Source organism: Streptomyces sp. NPDC001604 (genome assembly GCF_042893475.1).
Classification (GTDB): domain Bacteria; phylum Actinomycetota; class Actinomycetes; order Streptomycetales; family Streptomycetaceae; genus Streptomyces.
In genome coordinates this window covers 1-19966 of record NZ_JBIAUY010000035.1, presented here as the reverse complement: position 1 = coordinate 19966, position 19966 = coordinate 1, and the positions used below count along the sequence as shown (strand labels likewise).

16 protein-coding genes and 3 pseudogenes are annotated in these 19966 nt (G+C 68.4%); 14 read left to right on the top strand and 5 right to left on the bottom strand.

Annotated elements, in window-relative coordinates; genetic code table 11:
- Positions 1–117: 117 nt before the first annotated feature.
- Positions 118–339: pseudogene (locus tag ACFY1E_RS47350) on the bottom strand (alpha/beta hydrolase); the annotation flags it as partial.
- Between ACFY1E_RS47350 and ACFY1E_RS47345 the strand changes: the two are divergent.
- A pseudogene (locus ACFY1E_RS47345) lies at positions 331–1481 on the top strand (IS3 family transposase). The pseudogenes ACFY1E_RS47350 and ACFY1E_RS47345 sit on opposite strands and share 9 nt — an antisense overlap.
- Positions 1482–1968: 487 nt before the next feature.
- Here the strand turns inward: ACFY1E_RS47345 and ACFY1E_RS47340 are convergent.
- Positions 1969–3870 carry a sensor histidine kinase gene (locus ACFY1E_RS47340; protein ID WP_389088691.1) on the bottom strand — a complete coding sequence of 634 codons (1902 nt, stop codon included), beginning with the start codon at positions 3868–3870 and terminating at the stop codon, positions 1969–1971.
- Positions 3867–4541, bottom strand: coding sequence for a response regulator (locus tag ACFY1E_RS47335; protein WP_389088689.1), 675 nt, complete (start codon positions 4539–4541; stop codon positions 3867–3869). The genes ACFY1E_RS47340 and ACFY1E_RS47335 overlap by 4 nt, the downstream gene beginning before the upstream one ends.
- Positions 4542–4712: 171 nt before the next feature.
- On the opposite strand from ACFY1E_RS47335, the gene ACFY1E_RS47330 reads away from it, so the two are divergent.
- From ACFY1E_RS47330 to ACFY1E_RS47275, 12 genes are all read left to right on the top strand, one after another.
- Positions 4713–5111: a hypothetical protein gene (locus ACFY1E_RS47330; protein ID WP_389088686.1), complete on the top strand. Its 399-nt coding sequence runs from the start codon at positions 4713–4715 to the stop codon at positions 5109–5111.
- Positions 5112–5242: 131 nt separating this feature from the next.
- Complete coding sequence (locus ACFY1E_RS47325) at positions 5243–5719, top strand: DUF6294 family protein (protein WP_389088684.1); 477 nt, start codon at positions 5243–5245, stop codon at positions 5717–5719.
- Positions 5720–6035: 316 nt separating this feature from the next.
- The gene (locus ACFY1E_RS47320; protein WP_389088681.1) at positions 6036–6311 is read left to right on the top strand and encodes a hypothetical protein; all 276 of its coding nucleotides are present in this window, start codon (positions 6036–6038) and stop codon (positions 6309–6311) included.
- 395 nt (positions 6312–6706) lie between these two features.
- The gene (locus ACFY1E_RS47315) at positions 6707–7285 is read left to right on the top strand and encodes a recombinase family protein (RefSeq protein ID WP_389088679.1); all 579 of its coding nucleotides are present in this window, start codon (positions 6707–6709) and stop codon (positions 7283–7285) included.
- Positions 7282–7452, top strand: a complete 171-nt coding sequence (locus tag ACFY1E_RS47310; RefSeq protein ID WP_389088676.1) for a hypothetical protein — start codon at positions 7282–7284, stop codon at positions 7450–7452. The genes ACFY1E_RS47315 and ACFY1E_RS47310 overlap by 4 nt, the downstream gene beginning before the upstream one ends.
- Before the next feature lie 785 nt (positions 7453–8237).
- Positions 8238–8522, top strand: coding sequence for a hypothetical protein (locus ACFY1E_RS47305; RefSeq protein WP_389088674.1), 285 nt, complete (start codon positions 8238–8240; stop codon positions 8520–8522).
- Positions 8523–8565: 43 nt separating this feature from the next.
- A protein-coding gene (locus ACFY1E_RS47300; RefSeq protein WP_389088672.1) for an IS5 family transposase occupies positions 8566–9443 on the top strand; the annotation gives its coding sequence in 2 pieces (ribosomal slippage) (positions 8566–8935 and positions 8935–9443; 879 coding nt in all).
- Positions 9444–9696: 253 nt separating this feature from the next.
- Positions 9697–10113, top strand: a complete 417-nt coding sequence (locus tag ACFY1E_RS47295) for a hypothetical protein (protein ID WP_389088669.1) — start codon at positions 9697–9699, stop codon at positions 10111–10113.
- A 502-nt stretch (positions 10114–10615) separates the two neighbouring features.
- Entirely contained in the window at positions 10616–11032 is a 417-nt protein-coding gene (locus ACFY1E_RS47290; protein ID WP_389088667.1) for a hypothetical protein, read from the top strand.
- Positions 11033–12085: 1053 nt separating this feature from the next.
- Positions 12086–13612, top strand: coding sequence for a helix-turn-helix domain-containing protein (locus ACFY1E_RS47285; RefSeq protein WP_389088665.1), 1527 nt, complete (start codon positions 12086–12088; stop codon positions 13610–13612).
- Positions 13613–13769: 157 nt separating this feature from the next.
- Positions 13770–14924: a pentapeptide repeat-containing protein gene (locus ACFY1E_RS47280; protein ID WP_389088728.1), complete on the top strand. Its 1155-nt coding sequence runs from the start codon at positions 13770–13772 to the stop codon at positions 14922–14924.
- Positions 14925–15061: 137 nt separating this feature from the next.
- A complete protein-coding gene (locus tag ACFY1E_RS47275) occupies positions 15062–15259 on the top strand; it encodes a hypothetical protein (protein ID WP_389088662.1) in 198 nt (65 codons plus the stop codon).
- 219 nt (positions 15260–15478) lie between these two features.
- On the opposite strand, the pseudogene ACFY1E_RS47270 reads toward ACFY1E_RS47275, so the two are convergent.
- Positions 15479–16017: pseudogene (locus ACFY1E_RS47270) on the bottom strand (IS5/IS1182 family transposase); the annotation flags it as partial.
- An 874-nt stretch (positions 16018–16891) separates the two neighbouring features.
- Positions 16892–17833: a ScbA/BarX family gamma-butyrolactone biosynthesis protein gene (locus ACFY1E_RS47265; protein WP_389088660.1), complete on the bottom strand. Its 942-nt coding sequence runs from the start codon at positions 17831–17833 to the stop codon at positions 16892–16894.
- 391 nt (positions 17834–18224) lie between these two features.
- Here ACFY1E_RS47265 and ACFY1E_RS47260 point away from each other — a divergent pair, with 391 nt between their 5' ends.
- The gene (locus tag ACFY1E_RS47260) at positions 18225–19466 is read left to right on the top strand and encodes a cytochrome P450 (protein WP_389088657.1); all 1242 of its coding nucleotides are present in this window, start codon (positions 18225–18227) and stop codon (positions 19464–19466) included.
- Positions 19467–19966 lie beyond the last annotated feature (500 nt).

Here is a 19966-nt window from a genome sequence, read left to right as displayed (position 1 = left end):
GCCATCCTCCTCACCAGCCCCCCTCAGCAGTACCGGCAGCCCTGCGGGGGCCGTGCAGACACGGCGCAGCAAGCTCGGCTAGTGCTGTGACCGCATAAGATCGCCGGTTCGGATGCCTTAAAGGTTGCTCGCATAGAAGCTGGTGAGTCGTTCGACGGCGGCGTCGACGTATTCGGGTTCGTCGTACATCTCGTAGTGGCCGGCGCCGTCGATCACCATGAGGTCGACGGGGTTGGGGGCCAGCTTCCACAGCTGCATGCCGGTGTCGTAGGAGCCGGTGTTGCCGATGCGTCCGGCGAGGATGACCTGGAGTGGCTGGGTCATGAGCCGATCGGCCAAGCTGAGTTCCGCGCCCGCGCCATCGCGTTGGTGCGGGCAGGAAAAGAACAGAAGCAGACGGCCGTTGACCTCGGCATCCATCCGGTCACGTTGTCGAAGTGGTTGCGCCAGGACGACATCGACAACGGGCGGCGCCCTGGCAGGGTGTCGGAGGAGTCCGCAGAGCTGCGTGCAGCGCGTCGACGGATCCGGGAGTTGGAAACCGAGCTCGAGATCGTCCGCAAGGCCGCCAAGTTCCTCGGCGAGGACAAGCCGGCCCCAAAAGGCTCTACCCGGTGATCGACCGTCTCGTCGATGCCGGGGCACCGGTCGACCGATGCTGCCGGATCCTCGGGGTCGCCCGGCAGAACTACTACAAACACAAGCGCACCCCGACCACACCGCGGCAGCTGCGACGGGAGTGGCTGACCGGGCTGATCCGGGAGGTCCACGTCGCCTCACGCGGCACCTACGGCTACCGCCGCGTCCACGCCGAGCTCACCCTGGGCATGGGCATCCAGGTGTGCTCGAGGACCGTGTCGGTGCTGATGACACAGGCCGGGATCTACGGACTGCCCGGACCGGTGCGGATCAAGCGCCTGCGGGGTGTCGTCACCGCCGATGACCTGGTCAACCGGAAGTTCCATCGGCTGCGTCCCAACGAGCTGTGGGTCACCGACATCACGCAACACCGCACCAGAGAAGGGTGGGTGTACTGCGCGGCGGTCCTGGACGCGTTCAGCCGCAAGATCGTGGGCTGGTCGATCGACTCCAGACAGGACTCCACCCTCGTGGTCAACGCGTTAGACATGGCCCTCCGCAACCGGCGCCCCGAACCAGGCGGGATAGTGCACGCCGATCACGGCACCCAGTTCACCTCCTGGGTCTTCGGGGAAAGGATCCGCTCCGCCGGGCTCCTGCCATCGTTCGGCACGGTCGGAGACGGCCTGGACAACGCGATGATGGAGTCGTTCTGGTCCTCGATGCAGATCGAGCTGTTGAACCGCAAACGGTGGAAGACCCGGGTCGAGTTGGCCAACGCGATCTTCGAGTACATCGAGGTCTTCCACAACCGACAGCGGCGCCACTCAGCACTGGGCTACCGCACCCCGATCGAGTACGAACTACTCTCCGAACAAGACACCATCCCCGCCGCCAGTTAGCCACCGCAGCTGGAACCCAAACTGTGGGGCAGGTCAAACCGTCACCCGAACCTGCATCAGACCCAAGCCAACTGCCGATAATCGGGCATACTGTTTCAGAATGGCCTCTCACTTCACCTCCCTCCGTGCAGAGTTGTAACCAAGCGTGGCAGGTGGGTCTGACAACGCCTCAGCGGTCGCGCGAGTCGCAAACCTTCCTCGGTTGGTTCTAGTTCGTACTCGATACATGCTCGAATAGAGACATGGCGAACATCCCGCTCACCAAGCCGACGATCGCCGTCTTGGAGGCACTGCTCTCCGCGACGGACGATGCGCCGGCCTGGGCCTCAGCATCTGCCGCGACGCCGACCTCGGCCCCGGCACCGTCTACCCCATCTTCGACCGCCTCGCTGAACGTGGCTGGGTCAGTAGCCGCGATGAGACCGGCCTCTTGGTGGCCAATCATGTGACACCAAGATGCAGTCTCTGCACGGTCCCTCAATCTCGGTCAGGCGGGAAGACCAAGAGGCAGGTCCGCGGTGACGGTGGCTCCCTGCGGGGTGGCGTGAATGGTAAGGGTGCCGCCGATCTGCTCGACGCGTTCGTGCATGGACTGGATGCCGACGCCGGGCGTCCACGGCTCGGTGCAGCGGCCGGTGTCCGCGATGGTGACGCGCAGCAGGGAGTTGTCCGGCAGGGTCAGGGCGAGTCTGGCCGTGGTACCCGCGGAGTGCCGGGCGATGTTGGTCACTGCCTCTACCGCGACCCGGTAGGCGGCGACCTCCACGGCCGCGGGGAGTTGGGGCAACCGGTCCGGTGCGTCGAGGGTGATGTCCAGCGGTCGGCCGTCGGCGACCCGCAGTTGGGTGATGCGCTGGAGGACGGCGTCGATGAGGCCGAACTCGTCGAGGGCCCGGGGCCTGAGGCCGTAGACGATCCGGCGGATCTCGGTGATCGCGTCGCCGACGTCGGCGCGCAGCCCTCGCAGTGTCCGCACTGCGGCGTCCGGGTCGGTGCCGATGAGGTTGACGGCCGCGTCCGCGTTGTAGGCGATGCCGGTCAGGGTCGGGCCGAGCCCGTCGTGCAGGTCCCGGCGCATGCGGCGGCGCTCCTCCTCCAGCGCGGTCACCACACGGCCCCGCGAGACGCGTAGTTGCTCGCTCAGCCGAGCCGCGTGCAGCGCCTGGGCGAGCGGCACCGCCACCAGCCCGACCACCGCGGCAGCCGCCCGCGGGAGCCGCAGATGCCCGGGCGGGAGGCAGACCACCAGGCTGCCCACGTACTCTCCGCCCGCGTGCAGGGCCGTGACTGTGGTCTGGCCGTCGTCCTGGGTTCCCGCCGAGGCGATGGTGACGCCGTCCTGGCGCAGCGCGATCCCGGGCACGCCGAGGGTCGAGCGCAGGGTGTGCAGCCAGTGAAGCGGTGGGGCACCGGCGGTGAGGTCCGTGCCGAGCCGGGTCAGGGTCTCAACCGGGTCGGCGGATCTACCGAACAGCATCTCGTCCATGCTCGCCTCCACCCACTGCCGCACGGGCCCATATCCGGAGGCGATCAGGGCCGCGAGCAAGGCCGGAACCCCCTTGCCCGGCCGTGAGCCCACCATCATCTCCCACAACGCCGCGAAGCCCTCGTAGACGGCGGCGCTGAGCGCGAGCATGACGATGAGTACGGTCGCTCCCCGGATCACCACCCGCACATCGACCCGCCGCGGGGCGACGAGCGCGACGGTCATCGCCGCCAGGAAGAACAGTGATAGGACTCCTTCGCCGACGACGTTAGCGACGGAACTCATGGGCAGGGAGTTCTGCGCCGCGAAGAACACCATGCCGCCGAGGGTCGCTGCGGCCGCCCCCAGCACCAGCCACAGCACCCGGCGCCGGTCGTCCCCCGAGGTGACTTCGAAGAGCAGCCAGGTGCCCGCGCACATCGCGATGCCCGAGGCCAGGCCCGCCGCCACCAGCGAGGCTTGGGCACCTTGCGCCGCCGCTACGGCGCAGCCGACCCCGGTAACGAGGAGGCATCCGTCCGCCCAGCGCAACAGCCGGGTGGCCGGGCGCGCCTCGACGACCCGGAGCGCGGCCAGTGGCACGGCGGCCGTGGAGGCGAGCACGGCCAGCGCCACGGCGATGTCACGGGCCCCGGCGGCAAGCAGCAGCGGGGCGCTCAGCAACATGACAGCGGACACGGCGAGCAGCCGGGACACCGGCGCGGCCGGACGACGCGGGGCGACCACGCCGCAGGACACCGCCAGGCCGCCGCCCGTCATCACAGCCCAGATCACCCACTGGTTCGAAGCCGGCGGCGGCGCGAAGCACAGCGAGGCGACCGCCGTACCTGTCAGCAGGGCGAGGACGGCCCACAGCACAACCGGGCGGCCCCGGCCGTCGCCGAGCCGGATCCGCGCCGTCACGGCCCCGAGCCCGGGGTGCCGCCGCCGAGCCCCTGCTCCCGGGCCAGGATCGCTGCTTCGGTCCTGTCACGCACCCCCAGCTTGGCGAAGATGGCCGTGAGATGGTTGCGGACGGTCTTGTCGGCCAGCGCCAAATCGGCCGCGACCCGGGTCCTGGTGTGGCCTTGGGCGATGAGTTCGAGTACCTCGCGCTCGCGCGTGGTGAGGTCGGGGAAAGGGACGGCGGGCACGGGCGCCGGGTCCAGGTGCCCCAGCAAGCGGGCCGCGATTGCGGGACCTATGACGAACTGGCCGGCCGCGACCGAGCGGATGGTGGTGAGGATCTCCTCCTGCTGTGCCCCCTTGAGGAGATAGCCGCGGGCGCCGGCGCGCATTGCGGACACCACCGTCGCGTCATCCTCGAACATGGTGACCACCAGCACCGCGACGTCCGGCAACAGGGCGGTCAGCCGTCGCGTGGCCTCCACACCGTCCATGGCCGGCATCTGGATGTCCATCACCACGACGTCGGGACGTTTCAACTGCGCCTCGCGCACTGCCTCCTGTCCAGTGGCCGCCTCGGCGACCACCTCGACACCGTCCAGTGAGGCCAACAGGGCCGTCATCCCACGGCGTACGACGGGGTGATCGTCGGCGACAAGTACGCGGATCGGGCGAGTGGTTGGGCTCATATCCCGATGATGGCCGACACCCGTCGCCGACGGGGGGCCAAGTGTCCTGGTACGTACGGGAAATCCTCCCGGACGCCCGGGACACACAGCCCTCGCCTCCCGGGTGCCGGCTACCCCATGCTCGGTGCACGGGTAGCCGCGTTGGCTCCCCCCAACGACAGGCGGACGGACATGAGCAACCTGACAGCCGCACCCTCCCTCACCCGCAAGAACAAGGTGGGCCTCGCGCTCGCGGCGCTCCTCGGCCTGTTCGACCTGGGCAATGTCTTCGACATCCCGGCGGACGACGGCGGCACAGCGGGTCCCCCTACCGGTGTCCTGATCGGCGACATCGTCCTCGGGGCAATCACCCTGGCCGCCGTCGTCATCACGTGGCGCAAGGGCAGCCGTACAGGATCCCGAGTTGTGGCGGGTGCACGGATCATCGACGTGGTCACGGCCCTTCCGGCGCTGTTCGTCAGCGGCGTCGCGTCCTGGGTAGTGCTCGCGGTCGCGGTCTTCGTGATCGTCAGCGTCGTCGTCATCGCCCTCGTCCTGTCCCGCCCGGCGCCGGAACCCGTGGCGATATAGGCCGCGGACGCCCAGGACCGCCACCCCGACCCCTAAATCGAGTAGCCGACTACTCGTGACCACCTGTACCGGCGCTGTGATTCAGATCCAACATCCAACACCCACTCCAACAGTTATGAAAGGAAAATTCCGTGTACTTCAAATGGAACACCGGCGGGAAACGCCGCCCCCGCAAACTCGTGGCCACCGCCGTAGCCACCGCAGCCCTGACCGCCGGCGCCGTGCTCCCCACTGTGGGAACGGCCCACGCCACGGTCCGTGCGGCAGCCTCGAAGACGTTCACCTGGGACACCCTGCACAAGGGCGACTGCACCATGTTCTCGGGCGCGAGGTGGACCGTGTACCCGAACGGCACGGCGTACTTCCGGGCCACGGTCACCAGCAGCGACAACAACGACGCCTGGTTGATGCGCGCGCGACTAAAGGACGGGAACGGAGCCGTTCTTACGACCCTGCGCAACGCCGACATCCAGGACCCGGCGAACCCGACCAAATTTGTGAAGAACCTGCCCGACCACACCCAGCAGTACGTGTGGACGGCGAAGGGAACCTTCGACCTCGGCTGGTACGACGACATCAAACATATGTCCCTCGTCAACAGTTGCTGACGAGCCAACAACACCGGCCTCGACACCCTGGCCAACTACAGCATTCAGAACCGAGGTGGTTGGACAGAATTCCTTCAGAACTTCCCCGGCTGCACGCAGCGTTCGGGGGAGTTCACATCGAGAACGCCTCGGTAGGCACGAGGAAGGATCGTCGCAGTCCCCTGTCACCGGTAATTCTATGTGTAGCGATGTTTGGCTGGTGACAGCCGCTATTGCAGCACCTGGCCCGTGCTTGCTTGCGAGCCTTAACTCTTCACTCACGGCGGCGGGTTGTGATGCCCGTGTCGTGAGTGTTCAGATCGTAAGGAGGGATACCATGCCCAGCCTCAGCGCTATCGCTCTGGCCGCCGGGGGCCACGCGGCTGCCGGAGCGGCTGTGCTGCTCGTCGGCGATGCGGCAGGCGCGGCGGTGATCATTACCATCGCCCACCAGATCCGGCAGAACCGGGTGAAGAACATGGCCGTGTCCGCCGGCCGTTTCAACTTCCATCTCAGCGAAGCACCCATCAGTCAAAGGGACATCCGGGAAGCGGCGAGGCTCGCGCAGCAGCGTACTGACCTGATTGAGCAGATACTGCGCAGCCAGCGATAGAAGCTGCAAACAGGCCGCGATCACGCTGATGACCAGGCGCATCCACCCGCCGCTCCTCTCACAGGAACGGACAGCTCGCCTCCCGCGAGGCCAACCGGGACTGATCCACGCGGAAGACGCTGGTCACCGTCTCCTCCCAGATGGGGTCCCAGTGTTCTCGCGGAAAAATCAACGTTAAGCGGCTTCGTCCCAGCTCAGAGACCCGATCACGGTTGAGGACCCCGGCACCTGTCGGGGTCCTCAACCGTTGGGTAGGTCGGTCAGGTCACGCTGCGGATGCCTTGGGCGGGAGTTCGGTGTCAAGCCAGGTGATGAAGGCGAGGGCGGAGCCGTGGAAGTGTTCGCGGACGCGGGCCTGGATGGCGCGGAGTTCGTGGCCGGGGACGCAGTCGTGCGTGGTGGTCTCGCCGCAGCCGCAGCCGCAGCCGCAGCCGCAGCCGCAGCCGCAGCCGCAGCCGCAGCCGCAGCCGCAGCCGCAGCCGCAGCCGCACGCGCAGTCGCGGGTGCGGAAGGGGGGCTTCCTCGCGGACAAGAAGTCCGGCAAGACCGCGATTCGCCCGGAGCTGAAGGCGTGCCACGCCTTCCTCGACGCCGACGACACCCTCGTGGTCCCCTCGCTCGGCCGCTATGGCCGCAGCCTCCAGGACCTCATCAACATGGTCGCCGAACTCCGCACCCGCGGGATCGGATTCACCTCGCTGCACGAGGACCTCGACACCACCGCTCCCGGAGGACGGCTCGTCTTCCACGTCTTCGCCGCCCTCGCGGAGTTCGTCCCCGCGCACTCATCGTCAAGGGCACCCCGCGAGGGCTTCGCCGCCGCCCGCGCCCGCGGCCGGGTCGGCGGACGCCCCACCGTCGCCACCGAGGAGATCATCAAGGCCTCCCCGGGCACCCTCTACGACCACATTCCCGACCTGCGCGAACTACGGGCGGCCGGAGCCGTCCCCCGCCAGCTGGAGGCCAGCACATGAGCGAGACCCCCAAGACACCGGCCTCGGCCCCGTCCGGCAACGGCGGGCCGCCGTGCGGCAACAACCCCAACTTCAAGCTCAGCCCAGGCGACCAGCAAGCCGTCGACGAGTTCAGGGCCTATCTCAAGCGGCGGCGGGCCGGTGGACCACCGGAGCGATACCCCTGACCGCATCAGCTCCGCGAAGGCGTGGACCTCGACCCCATGTCGGACCACGACGCCGTCGCCGAGCTGGTGTTCAACCAGGGCGACGGCGACACCCACGGGCTCGGCCCGAACGAGACGTTCGACTGGCCCGTGATCTAGTCCGAGCACAGCGACCAGGCCCGCGTACGCCTCGCCGCCCTCGACCTGCAGTGGGACACGGACACCGGAGAGGGGCACCTGCCCCGCCGGAATGGAACCCGCACTGGCAGAAGCCATCTGAGACCAGGTCAGAACCGAGACGGACAACTGGCTGCTCGACCTCATCGACGACGTACGACAGGGCAAGCCCACCGCACCCGACGCCGAACGCACCGCCGGCCGCACCTGGGTCCGCCCTCTGTAGCCCCCAGGAACCGTGAAGGGGCCCGCACTTGAGTGAGGGCCCCTTCACGTGATCTTTGGACTCGTCCCCCTCCCGGAGGGCTGAGTCACTACGCGAACCGAAAGACCCGCTCGCCAGACAAGCGGCGGGAACCCGGGAGGCTTCCCTTCCGTCCTGGAGAACAAGCAAGCCACCGTGACGTCACGGAACGCCGTTTGGGGCTCGTGACACGTTCGTTAATGGCACCGCCGAGGAAGCTAGGAGCACCGGGCAGACACGGCGGGTGCCCGGAGACCTGTACGTCACCGTGCACGTCATCGACTAGGAAGTGTTTGAGATGTGCTCGTAGAGGCTGATGGGGGCTGCCGCGGCGCCGCCTGCCCCACACGGGCGGTCATTGGGGGGTGCCGGTTACCGTTCCCCTGTGGCAGAGGAACCGATAACCATCGAATTCACGCGCGATCAGGCTCTTGTGCTATCGGACTGGCTCCATCAAGCGATGCACCAGTCTGGCGTGCTAGATGACCTGTTGAAGACTGACCGTGCAGTCTGGTCTCCGATCTACGCGATCTCCGGGGCCCTGGAAGCGACGCTCGCTGAGATCTTTATGCCGAACTACGACGAGTGTCTAAAGGCGGCGCGTCAGCGCCTGCTGGTCGAGATGTACGGCTCGGATGACGAAGCGGAGACAGGGGAGACGGCGTCCTGACACGGGCTTGAAGCGTCGATCAAGCCGATGAAACGATCTTGATGTGGCTCGTGGGGACCTGACAGACGAACAGTGGGAGCGGCTGGAGCCGCTGTTGCCGCCGGTGCCGAAGATGGGGCGGCCGCCGAGGGACCGGCGGCAGGTCCTCGACGGGATCTGGGGGCGGGCCAGGACCGGCTCGCCGTGGCGGGACGTGCCCGGGCGGTACGGGCCGTGGGAGACCGCATACTCGGTTTTCCGGCGCTGGCAGATCGACGGCACCTGGGCCCGTGTCCTGCAAGAACTCCAGGTCAAGGCGGATGCAGATGGTGTGATCGAGTGGGAGGTTTCCGTCGATTCGACGGTTTGCCGGGCCCATCAGCATGCCGCCGGTGCCCGCAAAAGGGGGCTCCCGATCCGGGCCGGACGCGTGTGGCCTACCTGGCGGCGGAGCCGGACGACCATGCGCTGGGCCGCTCGCGCGGGGGCCTGACCACCAAGCTCCACCTGGCGGCGGATGCCTCCGGGCACGTCCTAGCCGTCACGGTCACCGGCGGGCAGCGCGGGGACGCCCCGCAGTTCACCCGGCTCGTAGACAAGATCCGCGTCGCCCGAACGGACGGCGGACGCCCGCGTACCCGGCCCTCTCGCGTGATCGCCGACCGGGCGTACTCTTCCCGCGCGATCCGCGTCTACCTGCGCCGCCGCCAGATCCCGCACACCATCCCGGAGAAGCGCGACCAGGCCGGCCATCGGCTGCGCCGGGGTTCGGCAGGTGGCCGCGCGCCCGGCTTTGACCGCGAGGTCTACAAGCGCAGACACAAGGTCGAGTGTCGGATTGGGCTGCTCAAACAGGCTCGGGGCGTGGCCACCAGGTACGACAAGCTCGCTGTCCGCTACGAGGCGACCGTCCAACTCACATTGATACGGCAGTCGTTGTAACCACATCTCAAACACTGCCTAGGACCCTGCCTGCGCCGTCCTGGCTCGCTGTGCACTTCGAGACCGGAACCCATTCTTCACTGTGCAACTCGGCAGTCCACACCATGTGTGGATGAGCCTAGATTCGCGACGCAACGCAATCCGCGGATTCCCGTGGTTGATCGTGCGCAGGCATGCTGATGCGCGGACGAACAACGGGGAACGACAAGGGCCCCTCACCAGGGCCTCCACTCACACAGGGGGAAGCACACCCATGTTGAAACTAGTGAAGGCCAAGCGCGCCGTCGCCCTCGGAGCCGTCACCCTCGCCCTCGTCGGCGGCGCCACCATCGGCCTGGGCGGGACTGCCAACGCCTCCGTCGGCGCCCCGGACCCGGCGACCACGGACTGGTTCAAGCTCTACCTGACCAACAATTCGGGTGGTCGCACGTTTCTGGTCTGCAACGAGCAGTCTGGCCCCAACACGGTCGGGGTCCAGGTCATCGACTCCCGCTGGCACAACCTGCAGTTGCGGGACGTCAACACCGGCGCGACGTTCTACGAGGCCAACATCTACTTCGCCCGCGGTGCCTGTAAGGAATACGACCTCAACGGGAGCTTCGGCAGTCAGATTTTGGGGCTCATCACGACGCCCAACATCTACGACACGCCCTGGGTGGGTTTCAACTGACCGTACGGCCCGTGCCCTGAGATGAGCGAAGCTCTCTCTGGCAGGTTCCGGGGAGGACGTCCCCGTACTCGCGGCTCTCGTCGTGCGTCATGTCTCGGGCGGCCATCGTGGCGGATGTGTTTGCCTCGGTGCCGCGGAAGGACCAGCGCGCCAAGAGCGACTGGCTTTGTTCACGAGATTGAGCAGCAGTTGTTCAGGGGCGCCCGTTTCGGGTCGGTGCGGACCTTGCCGAGCACGCGCCAGTTCTTGAGTTCTTGAGGTGGGCGAAGCCGTGCACCAGCCCCAGCGCCCCGAACCCCGCGCACACCAGGCCCTTGACCTGCGGCATCACGATGCGCACCGCTCATTAATGGGCGGTGATCTCCACAACCGGAAGAAGGCGCACACATATCGCTGGCGCGGAGGCGATGTGATCGTTGTCGGAGTCCAGTCAGCATGGGCTCGCTATGTGGGCAGGCTGACTGGACTTCGTCATGGCACTGCTGTCATGGGAGGGGACGCAATGCGTATCAGGTTCGGGCGGCGCACCGGCAAGCTTGCGATCGTGGGGACGCTCACGGTCGCCGCGTTGAGCTTGGCCACGGGAGGCGCTTTCGCCGCCACGCCGCCGAGGGGGGCCGAGGCCTGCCCGAGCGGGAACGTGTGCTTGTACTTCAACTCGCCGCAGTACGGCTGGGGCGCGTGGGAAGACTGGTCGCCTGGCCAGAGCCTCAGTCTGTCGGACTTCAAGTTCGCTCACTGGGGAAACGGTTCTGGTTACGGGCAGACGGTGTACGGCAAGGCTGCCTCGATCGTCAACAACACCGGCCACACGGTGATCGTTGAGTCGGACCTTGGCCCCGACGACTACTACGGCGCGGGCTACGCCGGATCCCTGTACTCCAACACCTACAACCACGACGCTCTCCTGTACTGCTGACGCCCAGCGAAGCATCGCGAGTGCCTCCTCTGCACCGACATGGTGGAGGGGGCCTGTCCCTTCGCCGACCCCGCTAGCGCAGCCATGAGGGCCGGACGCCTGCCTGGCTGTCGGGGTATCGGCGACCGCCTTCCGCCACGTCGTGCCGGAGAGGCTTGCTGGCATCCCGCGGGGGAGTTCCGGCGGGTGAATGTCGAGGAGGAGGCGTGGATCTGGGTGCCGGCGTTCGGGGGCCGGGACCCGGCATTCAGTCGAGAAGTAGTTCCAGATCAGTGACCGGCCAGTGGCTTCTAGGAATTTGTCGGCCGCGGGCCACCACGCTGGCCCCAGGGACGCGGATCACCCGAACGGGGACGGCGCTCACCCCGCAGCGGCTGGAGGTGAGTGCCGTCGCATGTCACGCCCTATCAGGCCTGTTGGGTCCAACAGGGGCAATGCCTGGAGCCGGGGCGACGCGCACGAAGGCGCTGCGCCCGTGAACGGGTTCAGCACCGCGACCTTCAGCGGGGGCCGGGCCGCGGCCTGGAGGCGAGAGAGCCAGGTCTGATCCGGAACCAGCCCGCTGCCGCGCTGATGCCGGACGGCATTTACGGGATGCGGGGCGATGCGTGCCTTGCGGAGGAGAGCACCAAGATGATGGCGGATCTGTCCGAGCGCCATCGGCAGATGCAGGGCCTGCCGGCGCGCCGCTGATGATGGGGGAGAAGGCCTATCCTGTGGACTCGTACCGTCGGCGGGAAGCCGACGGCGCACACGGGCGAGGAGTGTGCAGTTTCGCGCGTTACCCGGTGACAAGGGCTACAACAGCAGGCACGTCATTGTGAACGGCTGCCTCACGCGGGCAGCCGTGGTGAGTGTCCATCAGGACATCCCGCGGACGACCAGAATCTATGACGGCTGCGGGCTACACGCAGGAGCTGTTTGCACACTAAAGCGGTCCCTCCGGTGCCGGACTGCACAGCGAGCCTTGTTGTGACCCTGCCAGCGCCTGCCTACTCTGCGAGCGGACCGACTTGAGAGTCTCCCGGGGGTGACATGCACGGTGATCTGCGTGTGGACACGGCGGCTGCCCGACGGGTCCGACGGGCCGACGACGTGCTGGACATGCAGCGTGCCGCGCGCAGGGGCGGCACCGGACCGGTGCTTCGCTGGCTGGAGGGACGTACCAGCGTCACCGCGTTTCTGATGGACTCCGCGGGTACGGTGACCTGTCCGGCCCGCACCCTCCTCGGCGACGCTGAGCGTGGTCTCGCGCTGCGCGGCGCGCGGGAGTTGACCGAGCGGAGGCTGGGGTCCGTCGCCATCGACGAGGACGGACTCACCTGCATCGTCCTTCCCCTCGGCGGATCGCGAAGCGCCGCCGCGCCCCTACTCGCTGCCGTGGCGCCCCGGCCGGCACCACCTGAACTGCGCCTGCTGCTTGCGGATGCGTCATCCGTGCTGTACCTGAGCTGGCTGGCGGAACACACCCGGCGCCGGCAGCGTCGGCTGACGATCGCCGAAGCCGGGACGCGCGAAGCAGTCCTGCACTTGCTGATGAACGGCCATACGTCCGCCGCACGCCAGATAGCGGGGGCGCTGCGCCCGGCTCTGCCCGCGATGGTACGGGTGTACGTCATCGAGGGCCCGCCGAGCTTTCGCGGCCAACTGGTCCGGAAACTGAGCGATATGACCAAAGGCGCGTGGATCGTGCAGTGCCCGGTGTACGTCGACCACTCCTTCATGCTCGCGCCCGCTGACGACGCCCCGGCACCGGTCTGGCCCCCCGAACTGGCGGCGGTCTGCTGGATCGGAGAGAGCGGTGCCGTGCCCCTGCGGGAGACCGCCACCGGCTACGCGCAGGCCTTCCATGCTCTCGCCGCCGCACGCGGCCGCGCGGAACGGCGGGCCTCGTTCGCGGCCAGTCCTGACCTGGCGCTGACCATCGGGCCCGCTGCGGCGGTCTGGGCCAAGGCCTTCCTCTTACCGATCCGTACCCACCGCGCGAGACGGGCACAGGACCCCGACGGCGCCGAACTGCTGGCCACCGCCGCGTCATGGCTCAGCTTCCACTCCCGTGCGACGGCTCACCTGAAGATTCACCGCAACACCCTGACCGCGCGCCTGACAGGCATCCAAGAACTGCTCGGCCTGGACCTTCATCGGCTCGCCGACCAGGCCGCACTGGCACTCGCTCTGCGCAGCGTCACCGAACAGGTCCCGTCCCCGCCGGAGGGCGACATCGCAGAGGCGGCAAGGACGCTGCCCACCGTGGACGAGCTCCTGTCACTGCCCCGCGTCGGGGAGTGGGCCCAACAGCAGTTCCGTCCCGTCACCGCGCCCGACGTTCCGGCATGTATCGCAGAAACCCTCGCCACCTGGCTGCGCCTCGACGCACGCATCGGTCCCACGGCGGCCGCGCTGTGCATCTCGGCATCCGCCGTACGCAAGCGCCTGGCACGTGGCGAAGCACTGCTCGCACGCTCTCTCCTACGGTCCCCCAGCGCCATCCATGACCTTTGGCTCGCACTACGCGCCCTCGACCTGGCCGAGCAGACCGAAGCGCGCGGCCGCTTTGCCGGCCTCCCCGGCAGAGCATGACCCCTGTCGCGCCGCAGCTGCCGGCGTCCGGGGGCACGCCGCCCTGCGGCTCGCGCGGCGTCGCGCGGGCCGTAAGGCCGTTCTCATGTTATGGGCCAGTGGCTCAGTGCTCTTGATCGTCTTCTGAAGCGGCGTCTAGGCTCCCATGCCCATGGAGATGGGGGAACCGGGCCGCGGGCGGCGGGCATGGCATGACGGGCTGGTCAGGGGTCGTGTAGCTGCTGGCCTGCTGGCGGGGGCGGGACTGGTCATTCTGGGCACGCTGTTCGTCGTACTGCCGGGGGTGGTGGTCGATCACGATCTCGCCGGGGCGAGAATTGCCGCGCAGGATCGACTGACGGCGGTGAACGATGTCCGTACGACGCTTCTGCAGGTGGTCGGCGGCCTGGTCGTGCTCTTCGGCGCGTACGCCACCTGGCGGCAACTGCGGGTGAGTCAGGACGGTTTGCGCGCCGCCCAGGAGGGCTACGTCACCGACCGATTCAGCCGGGCCGTCGACCAGCTCGGCAGCGACAAGCTGGACGTGCGCATCGGCGGGTTGCACGCGCTGTGGCGGATCGCGGAGCAGTCCGCCCGCGACCGGGAGGCCATCATCTCCATCCAGGCCGCGTATCTGCGTACACACCTGCCCTGGCCACCTGCCGGGCCGGAATCACCGGCGGCCAACGTGCACATCAACGACATCGCACCCCTGGAGACCCGTGCCGCCGACGCCCAAGTGGCGCTGACCGCGCTCGGCGTGCTGTGCCAGCACCGGGAGCAGCCGTGGGTCAATCTCAGCATCACCGACTTGCGCCGGGCCGACTGCGACGGACTGTGGTTCCCCGAGGTCAACTTCGACCGCGCCTGCATGGAGGCGGCGGGCCTGTACCACGCCAACCTGACCCAGGCGTCCCTGGTCTCGGTCAACCTGCGGCACGCCGACCTCACCACTGCGATTCTCCGCCGGGCCCGCTGCATTCTGGCCGACCTACGGGCCGCGAAGCTGGTCGAAACCGACTTGGGTGACGCCGACTTCACCGAGACCGACCTGCGCGAGGCGAATCTGCGTAAGGCCGATGCCCGCGGCGCGGTCTTCCACCGCGCTGACCTCCGCATGGCTGACTTGCGTGGCACGGACTTGAGCACCGCCAACCTCGTCGAAGCACGCCTGACCGGCGCCCTGGCCAGTGAGTACACCCGTTGGCCCGCCGACTTCGACCACACGGCCGCCGGAGTCGTCGTCACAGATGATCCTGGACCCGAGCCCTCGCCCATACTCCAGCCGCCCGGGATGACGCGGCAGGCACCACCGCTGAGGTCCAATCCCTGACCAAGACGCGCTGGTCAAGACTGCGGCGACCGCGATCCCCCTGACCGGCGTCACTCCTCCTCAGCGGTGTCCTGATCGCGCAGGGCCCCAGGCCGTCAGGCAGGTCCGAGAACTGATATCGCTTCCAAGATCGTTACATGATGCAGAGGCACCACCACTGCCGGAACCTCAGTGACTTCGGGATCAGCAACGTGGTGTCCTGCAGCAACAACCAGTCCGTCTACGCCGTCTTATTCGATGCGAGCCAGGACGGCCTTGTCTGGAGCATCTGCCCCGGTGGCAGCAGCTCCAACGCCACGTCGTTGACGGACGAGCATTTCGTCTGCACCCGCTGACCCGTCTGGTCCAGGCCCCTTCGGCGACCAGGCGACGGGAGCACAGGCGCCGCTCGAGGGCGAGCTGGTGGCGCCTGCGGAGCGGCCAACCGACGGAATTTGAATCCCTCACCGCTTTGAGGGGAACCGACGAAATGCGGCTCGTGGGGTGACGGAATGCACAGGCCACCTGCTCCTCCAGCCGCGCAAGTACCGCCCCGAGGGTCAGCTCCCCGCCGGTCATGTGCTGCGCCAGGACGGAGCGGCGGCCTCGGTCAGCCGGCGCAGTTTCACCGCGGTCATCGCCCAGTGCACCCGCGACTCCGAACTGCGCGGCAGGTGCTCGTAATCGCGCACCGGCCTGCGGTGCAGCATCAAGATCCCGTAGGCGCGCTCCACGATCCACCGTTTGGGGATCGGCACGAACCGGTCCGGGCCGGGTTGCGATCCACGATCTCCACGTCGGTGCCCACCTTCTGCCCGTGCATGACGACGGCGTTCTTGAAGCCCTGGTCGACCAGAGCCTTCTGAACGTTCTCGGTGTCGGCGGCGACCTTGTCCAGCAACGCGATGCCCGCAGCGTTGTGGTGCACGGACGCAGCGAGCACCACCACAGGTCACCAGACCCAACACGTCAACGGCCAGACCGCGCGTGCGGCCCAGTACTTTTGCCGCATCACAACCCGTCGACCCCGCGGGCACCCCGGCCGCCACGTGCACGCTCTGGGTGTCGGGCACCACCAGCTCGGGTCCGCCTTCCGCCGCGCCTTCTCCCGCACGAGCGGATCGTCCGGAGTCTGGACGTTGCCGGGGCGCGGATCACGCGCACGAACGCCGAGGCCGTCTCCTGATGGCAGCTGGGTGAGGGGGCGGTGGCGGCTTGGGTGGCTGCCGGCGCCCCGCACGCGTTGACGACTCAAGTCGTCAGCGCAGCTCTTTTCCTCCTGCTGTCTGGCCGGTGTGTGGTGGGGGTTTGGAGATTTGCCTGTGGTGGAGTCGGGGTACCTGCCGGTGGGCCGCGGGCTGTGAAGCTCTTGCTTTCTCGGCGGTGTCTTCGGCGATGGCCCCGGGGGAGGTGGAGGTGGCCGGCTTCCTGTATGTGCTGCTGAGCTGCTGCATGTGCGGGGAGGTTGGCGCCCGGGTGGTGTTGTTGCTGTCGGATTTCGGCGAGGACGGCAGGTCGGCGGAGCTGTTGCAGTACCAGGCCGTTGCCGTGCTGCCCGGCTTTCTGATGATCCCGCCTTACGAGGGCCACCTCGCCGGCCTGGCCGAACTGCACGGCCGGTGTGTTGTCGTGTGGGGCGGGGTGAATTCCCGGGGGCGGGGGATCGGTGGTCTGGCGGGTGTCCTGGTGGCCGGGGAGGGCCCCCGGGGTTCGGAGTGTGGTGGGTGCTGCGGGTGTGTCCGTGGGCCGTGGTGTTTGTGTGCCGTGGCCCCGGCCGGTCCTGTCAGGGTCGGGTTCGTCCGACGGTCCGTTGGTGCCTGCCGTGTCCTTGGGGTGCTGCGCCCCTGTGCTGGGGAGCCGTCCTGAGGGTGTGGCAGGGCGGTGCCGGGTGCCGGTTCGTGGTCAGCGTCCTTGGGGTGCTGCGCCCCTGTGCTGGGGAGCCGTCCTGAGGGTGTGTGGCGGGGCGGGTGCGGGGTGCTGGTTTGTGGTCAGTGGAGGGGGCCGGTGAGTTGGGAGGTGAAGACGAGTGCGCCGTTTTGGTGTCCGGTCACGTTCACGGTCACCTGGTGGTGTTCCTGGGTTGGGGCGAGGGTGGCTTCGATGTGGCAGGGCTGGTCGAGTTCGGCGTAGCGGTGGAAGGCGGTGGTGATCGCGGAGGGGGTGACGGTCATGGGGGTGACGAGGGCGCATGCGGCCTGGCGGGCGGCTTCGAGGAGGACCATGCCGGGGTGGTGGTCGCCGGTGTGGTCGAACAGGACGGGGTGGGTGGGGTCGGGGGTCAGCAGCCAGCGGTGGGGTGTGTCGGTCGGGGACAGCACCACGTCGGTGTTGCGGGCCCGTCCGACGGCGGTGGGCGGCATCGTCTCGCGCGGGATCTGGCGCAGGGTGCTTGTGTCCGGGGTGGGGTGGGTGCCGCGCAGGCGGTGGTAGACGGCGGGGGTGATGACGGTGAAGCGGCCGCCGCCGGCGGCGATCGCCTGGCCGTCGCGCCGTATGGACAGTTCCATGCGGAAGCCGGTGGCGCGGCCTGCCCGGCGGGTGATGTCGGTGCAGGTGGCGGTGAGTTCGATGTCGGTGGGGCGGGGGCCGATGTGCAGGCGGTCGGGGTCGGTGGTGAAGGCGAGTTCCCACATGACGAAGTGGTGGCCGAGGGGGACGCCGAGTTCGGCGTGGGCGAGGAAGAGTCCGGCCTGGCGAAACGTCTCTGCTGTCAGCAGCGGGTCGTGTGCGGTGCCGTCGGCGGACTGGAAGAAGGTGTGGGCGCGGGGCCACTGGCCGGAGAGGGCGAAGCGGGTCTCGCTCTGCTGGGTGCAGCCGGTGAGGAAGACCTCGGCCAGGCAGGCCCGGTGGACGTACTCCCGGGGGACGGTGGTGGTCAGGCGGGGCAGAGCGGGGGCCGGTTCGTGGGGCTTTGGCGGTGCCGGTTGCATCTGCGTCTCCCGGAGCAAGTGGCGGGCAGGGGCGGGAAGTCAGGGACGTCGGGGACGTCGGGGAAGTCAGGTAAGCCGTCATGTAAGATACGGACCTACCGGTTTTATTCTCAATCGGGACCAGGGCAAAGGAACGGTCAAGCGTTCGGATTCCGTGGTTCCGGAAGCGGGGGGCTGAGATGCGGGGCTTCGGCGGGGACGATCCGTTGTTCTGAAGCTGACTGCCGTTTGTTTCTTAGGAATTGGGGCGTGCGGCGGGTTCTTCCGTGGCACTATCTCCTCCACCGCACACCGTCGCATGCCGTCGCATGCTGGTCGCGCGCTGGTCGTGTGCGGTGTTTGTTTTCGATTTCCGTACCGTCTGCACGGCCTTCAGGGGGGAAGCCGACTGATGGAAGAACCAACCGTCCCTGCTGTCCTGGACCCCACGGGTCGGGATGTTCATGGCGAGGGTGCCTGTCTGAGAGCGCGGGGTGCGGCCGTCCTGGTCGAGCTGCCGGGCGGGGTGCGGGCCTGGGCGATCACCCGGCATGAGCTCGTCCAGCGTCTGATGGCCGATCCGCGGGTGTCCAAGGACGCCTACCAACATTGGCCGGCCTGGAGGAGCGGGGAGGTCGACGGCTCCTGGCCGCTGGCCATGTGGGTGTCGGTGCGGAACATGCTCACCGCCTACGGTGAGGAGCACCGGCGGCTGCGCCGGCTGGTGGCCCCGGCCTTCACCGGGCGGCGCACCGCCCTGCTGAAGGACAGGATCACGCAGATCGTCGGCGAGCTGACCGAGCATCTGGCGCAGGTGCCGCCGGGTCAGGTCGTCGACCTGCGCAAAGAGTTCTGTTTCGCGCTGCCCGTCCAGGTCATCTCCGAGGTGCTGGGCCTGGAGCGGGCCGGCTGGCCGGACCTGCACCGGGTGGTCGACGTCCTGTTCACCACCACGACCACCCCGCAGGCGGCGCAGGCCAACCAGGCGGAGCTGTATGCGCTGCTGTCGGGCCTGGTGGCCGGCAAACGGCGCCGGCCGGGAGCGGACATGACGAGCGAGCTGATCGCCGTGCGCGACGAGGAGGGCTCGGGCCTGAGCGAGAAGGAACTCCTCGACACCCTGCTGCTGATCATCGGCGCCGGTCACGAGACCACCGTCAACCTCCTGGACCAGGCGGTCTGTGCCCTGCTCAGCCACCCCGGCCAACTGCGCCTGGCCCAGCGCGGCGAGGTGTCCTGGGAAGCGGTGGTGGACGAGACCCTGCGCTGCATGGCGCCGGTCGCCACCATCCCGCTGCGCTTCGCGGTCGACGACATCGACGTGGACGGCCTACGCATCGCCCGGGGCGAGGCGATCGTGATGTCGCTCGCGGCCGCCGGCCGCGACCCGCACCGGCACGGCCCGGACGCGGACCGCTTCGACGCCACCCGCCCCACCAGCCGGGACCATCTGGCCTTCGGGCACGGGGTGCACCACTGCCTGGGCCGGCCCCTGGCGATGCTGGAGGCGACCACGGCCCTGGCAGCCCTCTTCACCCGCTTCCCGCACCTGCGCCTCGCGGTGCCCGCCCAGGAACTGCGCCCGCTGGAGTCCTTCATCTCCAGCGGCCACCGCGAGCTTCCCGTGGTCCTCACCCCCGCAGCCCCACAGTGAACCGCACCGTGGGCGGTGCGGCCGGCCGCACGGCTGCGCCCGCCGGAGTGTTTCGTCTGCAGTGGCCGCCGCGAGCTTCCCGTGGTCCTGACTCCCGGGGCCCGGCGGTGAGCTGTGCGGTGGGTGGTGCCGGCCGCGCGGCTGTGCCAGCTCGAGTGTTTCGTCTGCAGTGGCCGCCGCGGGCTTTGGGTGGTCCTGACTCCCGGGGCCCGGCGGTGAGCTGTGCGGTGGGTGGTGCCGGCCGCGCGGCTGCGCCAGCTCGAGTGTTTCGTCTGCAGTGGCCGCCGCGGGCTTTGGGTGGTCCTGACTCCCGGGGCCCCGCAGTGAGCCGTGCGGTGGGTGGTGCCGGCCGCGCGGCTGCGCCCGCTGGAGTGCTTCATCTGCAGTGGCCGCCGCGGGCTTTGGGTGGTCCTGACTCCCGGGGCCCGGCGGTGAGTTGTGCGGTGGGTGGTGCCGGCCGCGCGGCTGTGCCAGCTCGAGTGTTTCGTCTGCAGTGGCCG

Coding starts and splice junctions, on each gene's coding strand:
- ACFY1E_RS47335 (WP_389088689.1), bottom strand. CDS start 4,541: ATGAGCCCAACCACTCGCCCGATCCGCGTACTTGTCGCCGACGATCAC.
- ACFY1E_RS47330 (WP_389088686.1), top strand. CDS start 4,713: ATGAGCAACCTGACAGCCGCACCCTCCCTCACCCGCAAGAACAAGGTG.
- ACFY1E_RS47320 (WP_389088681.1), top strand. CDS start 6,036: ATGCCCAGCCTCAGCGCTATCGCTCTGGCCGCCGGGGGCCACGCGGCT.
- ACFY1E_RS47310 (WP_389088676.1), top strand. CDS start 7,282: ATGAGCGAGACCCCCAAGACACCGGCCTCGGCCCCGTCCGGCAACGGC.
- ACFY1E_RS47295 (WP_389088669.1), top strand. CDS start 9,697: ATGTTGAAACTAGTGAAGGCCAAGCGCGCCGTCGCCCTCGGAGCCGTC.
- ACFY1E_RS47290 (WP_389088667.1), top strand. CDS start 10,616: ATGCGTATCAGGTTCGGGCGGCGCACCGGCAAGCTTGCGATCGTGGGG.
- ACFY1E_RS47280 (WP_389088728.1), top strand. CDS start 13,770: ATGGGGGAACCGGGCCGCGGGCGGCGGGCATGGCATGACGGGCTGGTC.
- ACFY1E_RS47275 (WP_389088662.1), top strand. CDS start 15,062: ATGATGCAGAGGCACCACCACTGCCGGAACCTCAGTGACTTCGGGATC.
- ACFY1E_RS47265 (WP_389088660.1), bottom strand. CDS start 17,833: ATGCAACCGGCACCGCCAAAGCCCCACGAACCGGCCCCCGCTCTGCCC.
- ACFY1E_RS47260 (WP_389088657.1), top strand. CDS start 18,225: ATGGAAGAACCAACCGTCCCTGCTGTCCTGGACCCCACGGGTCGGGAT.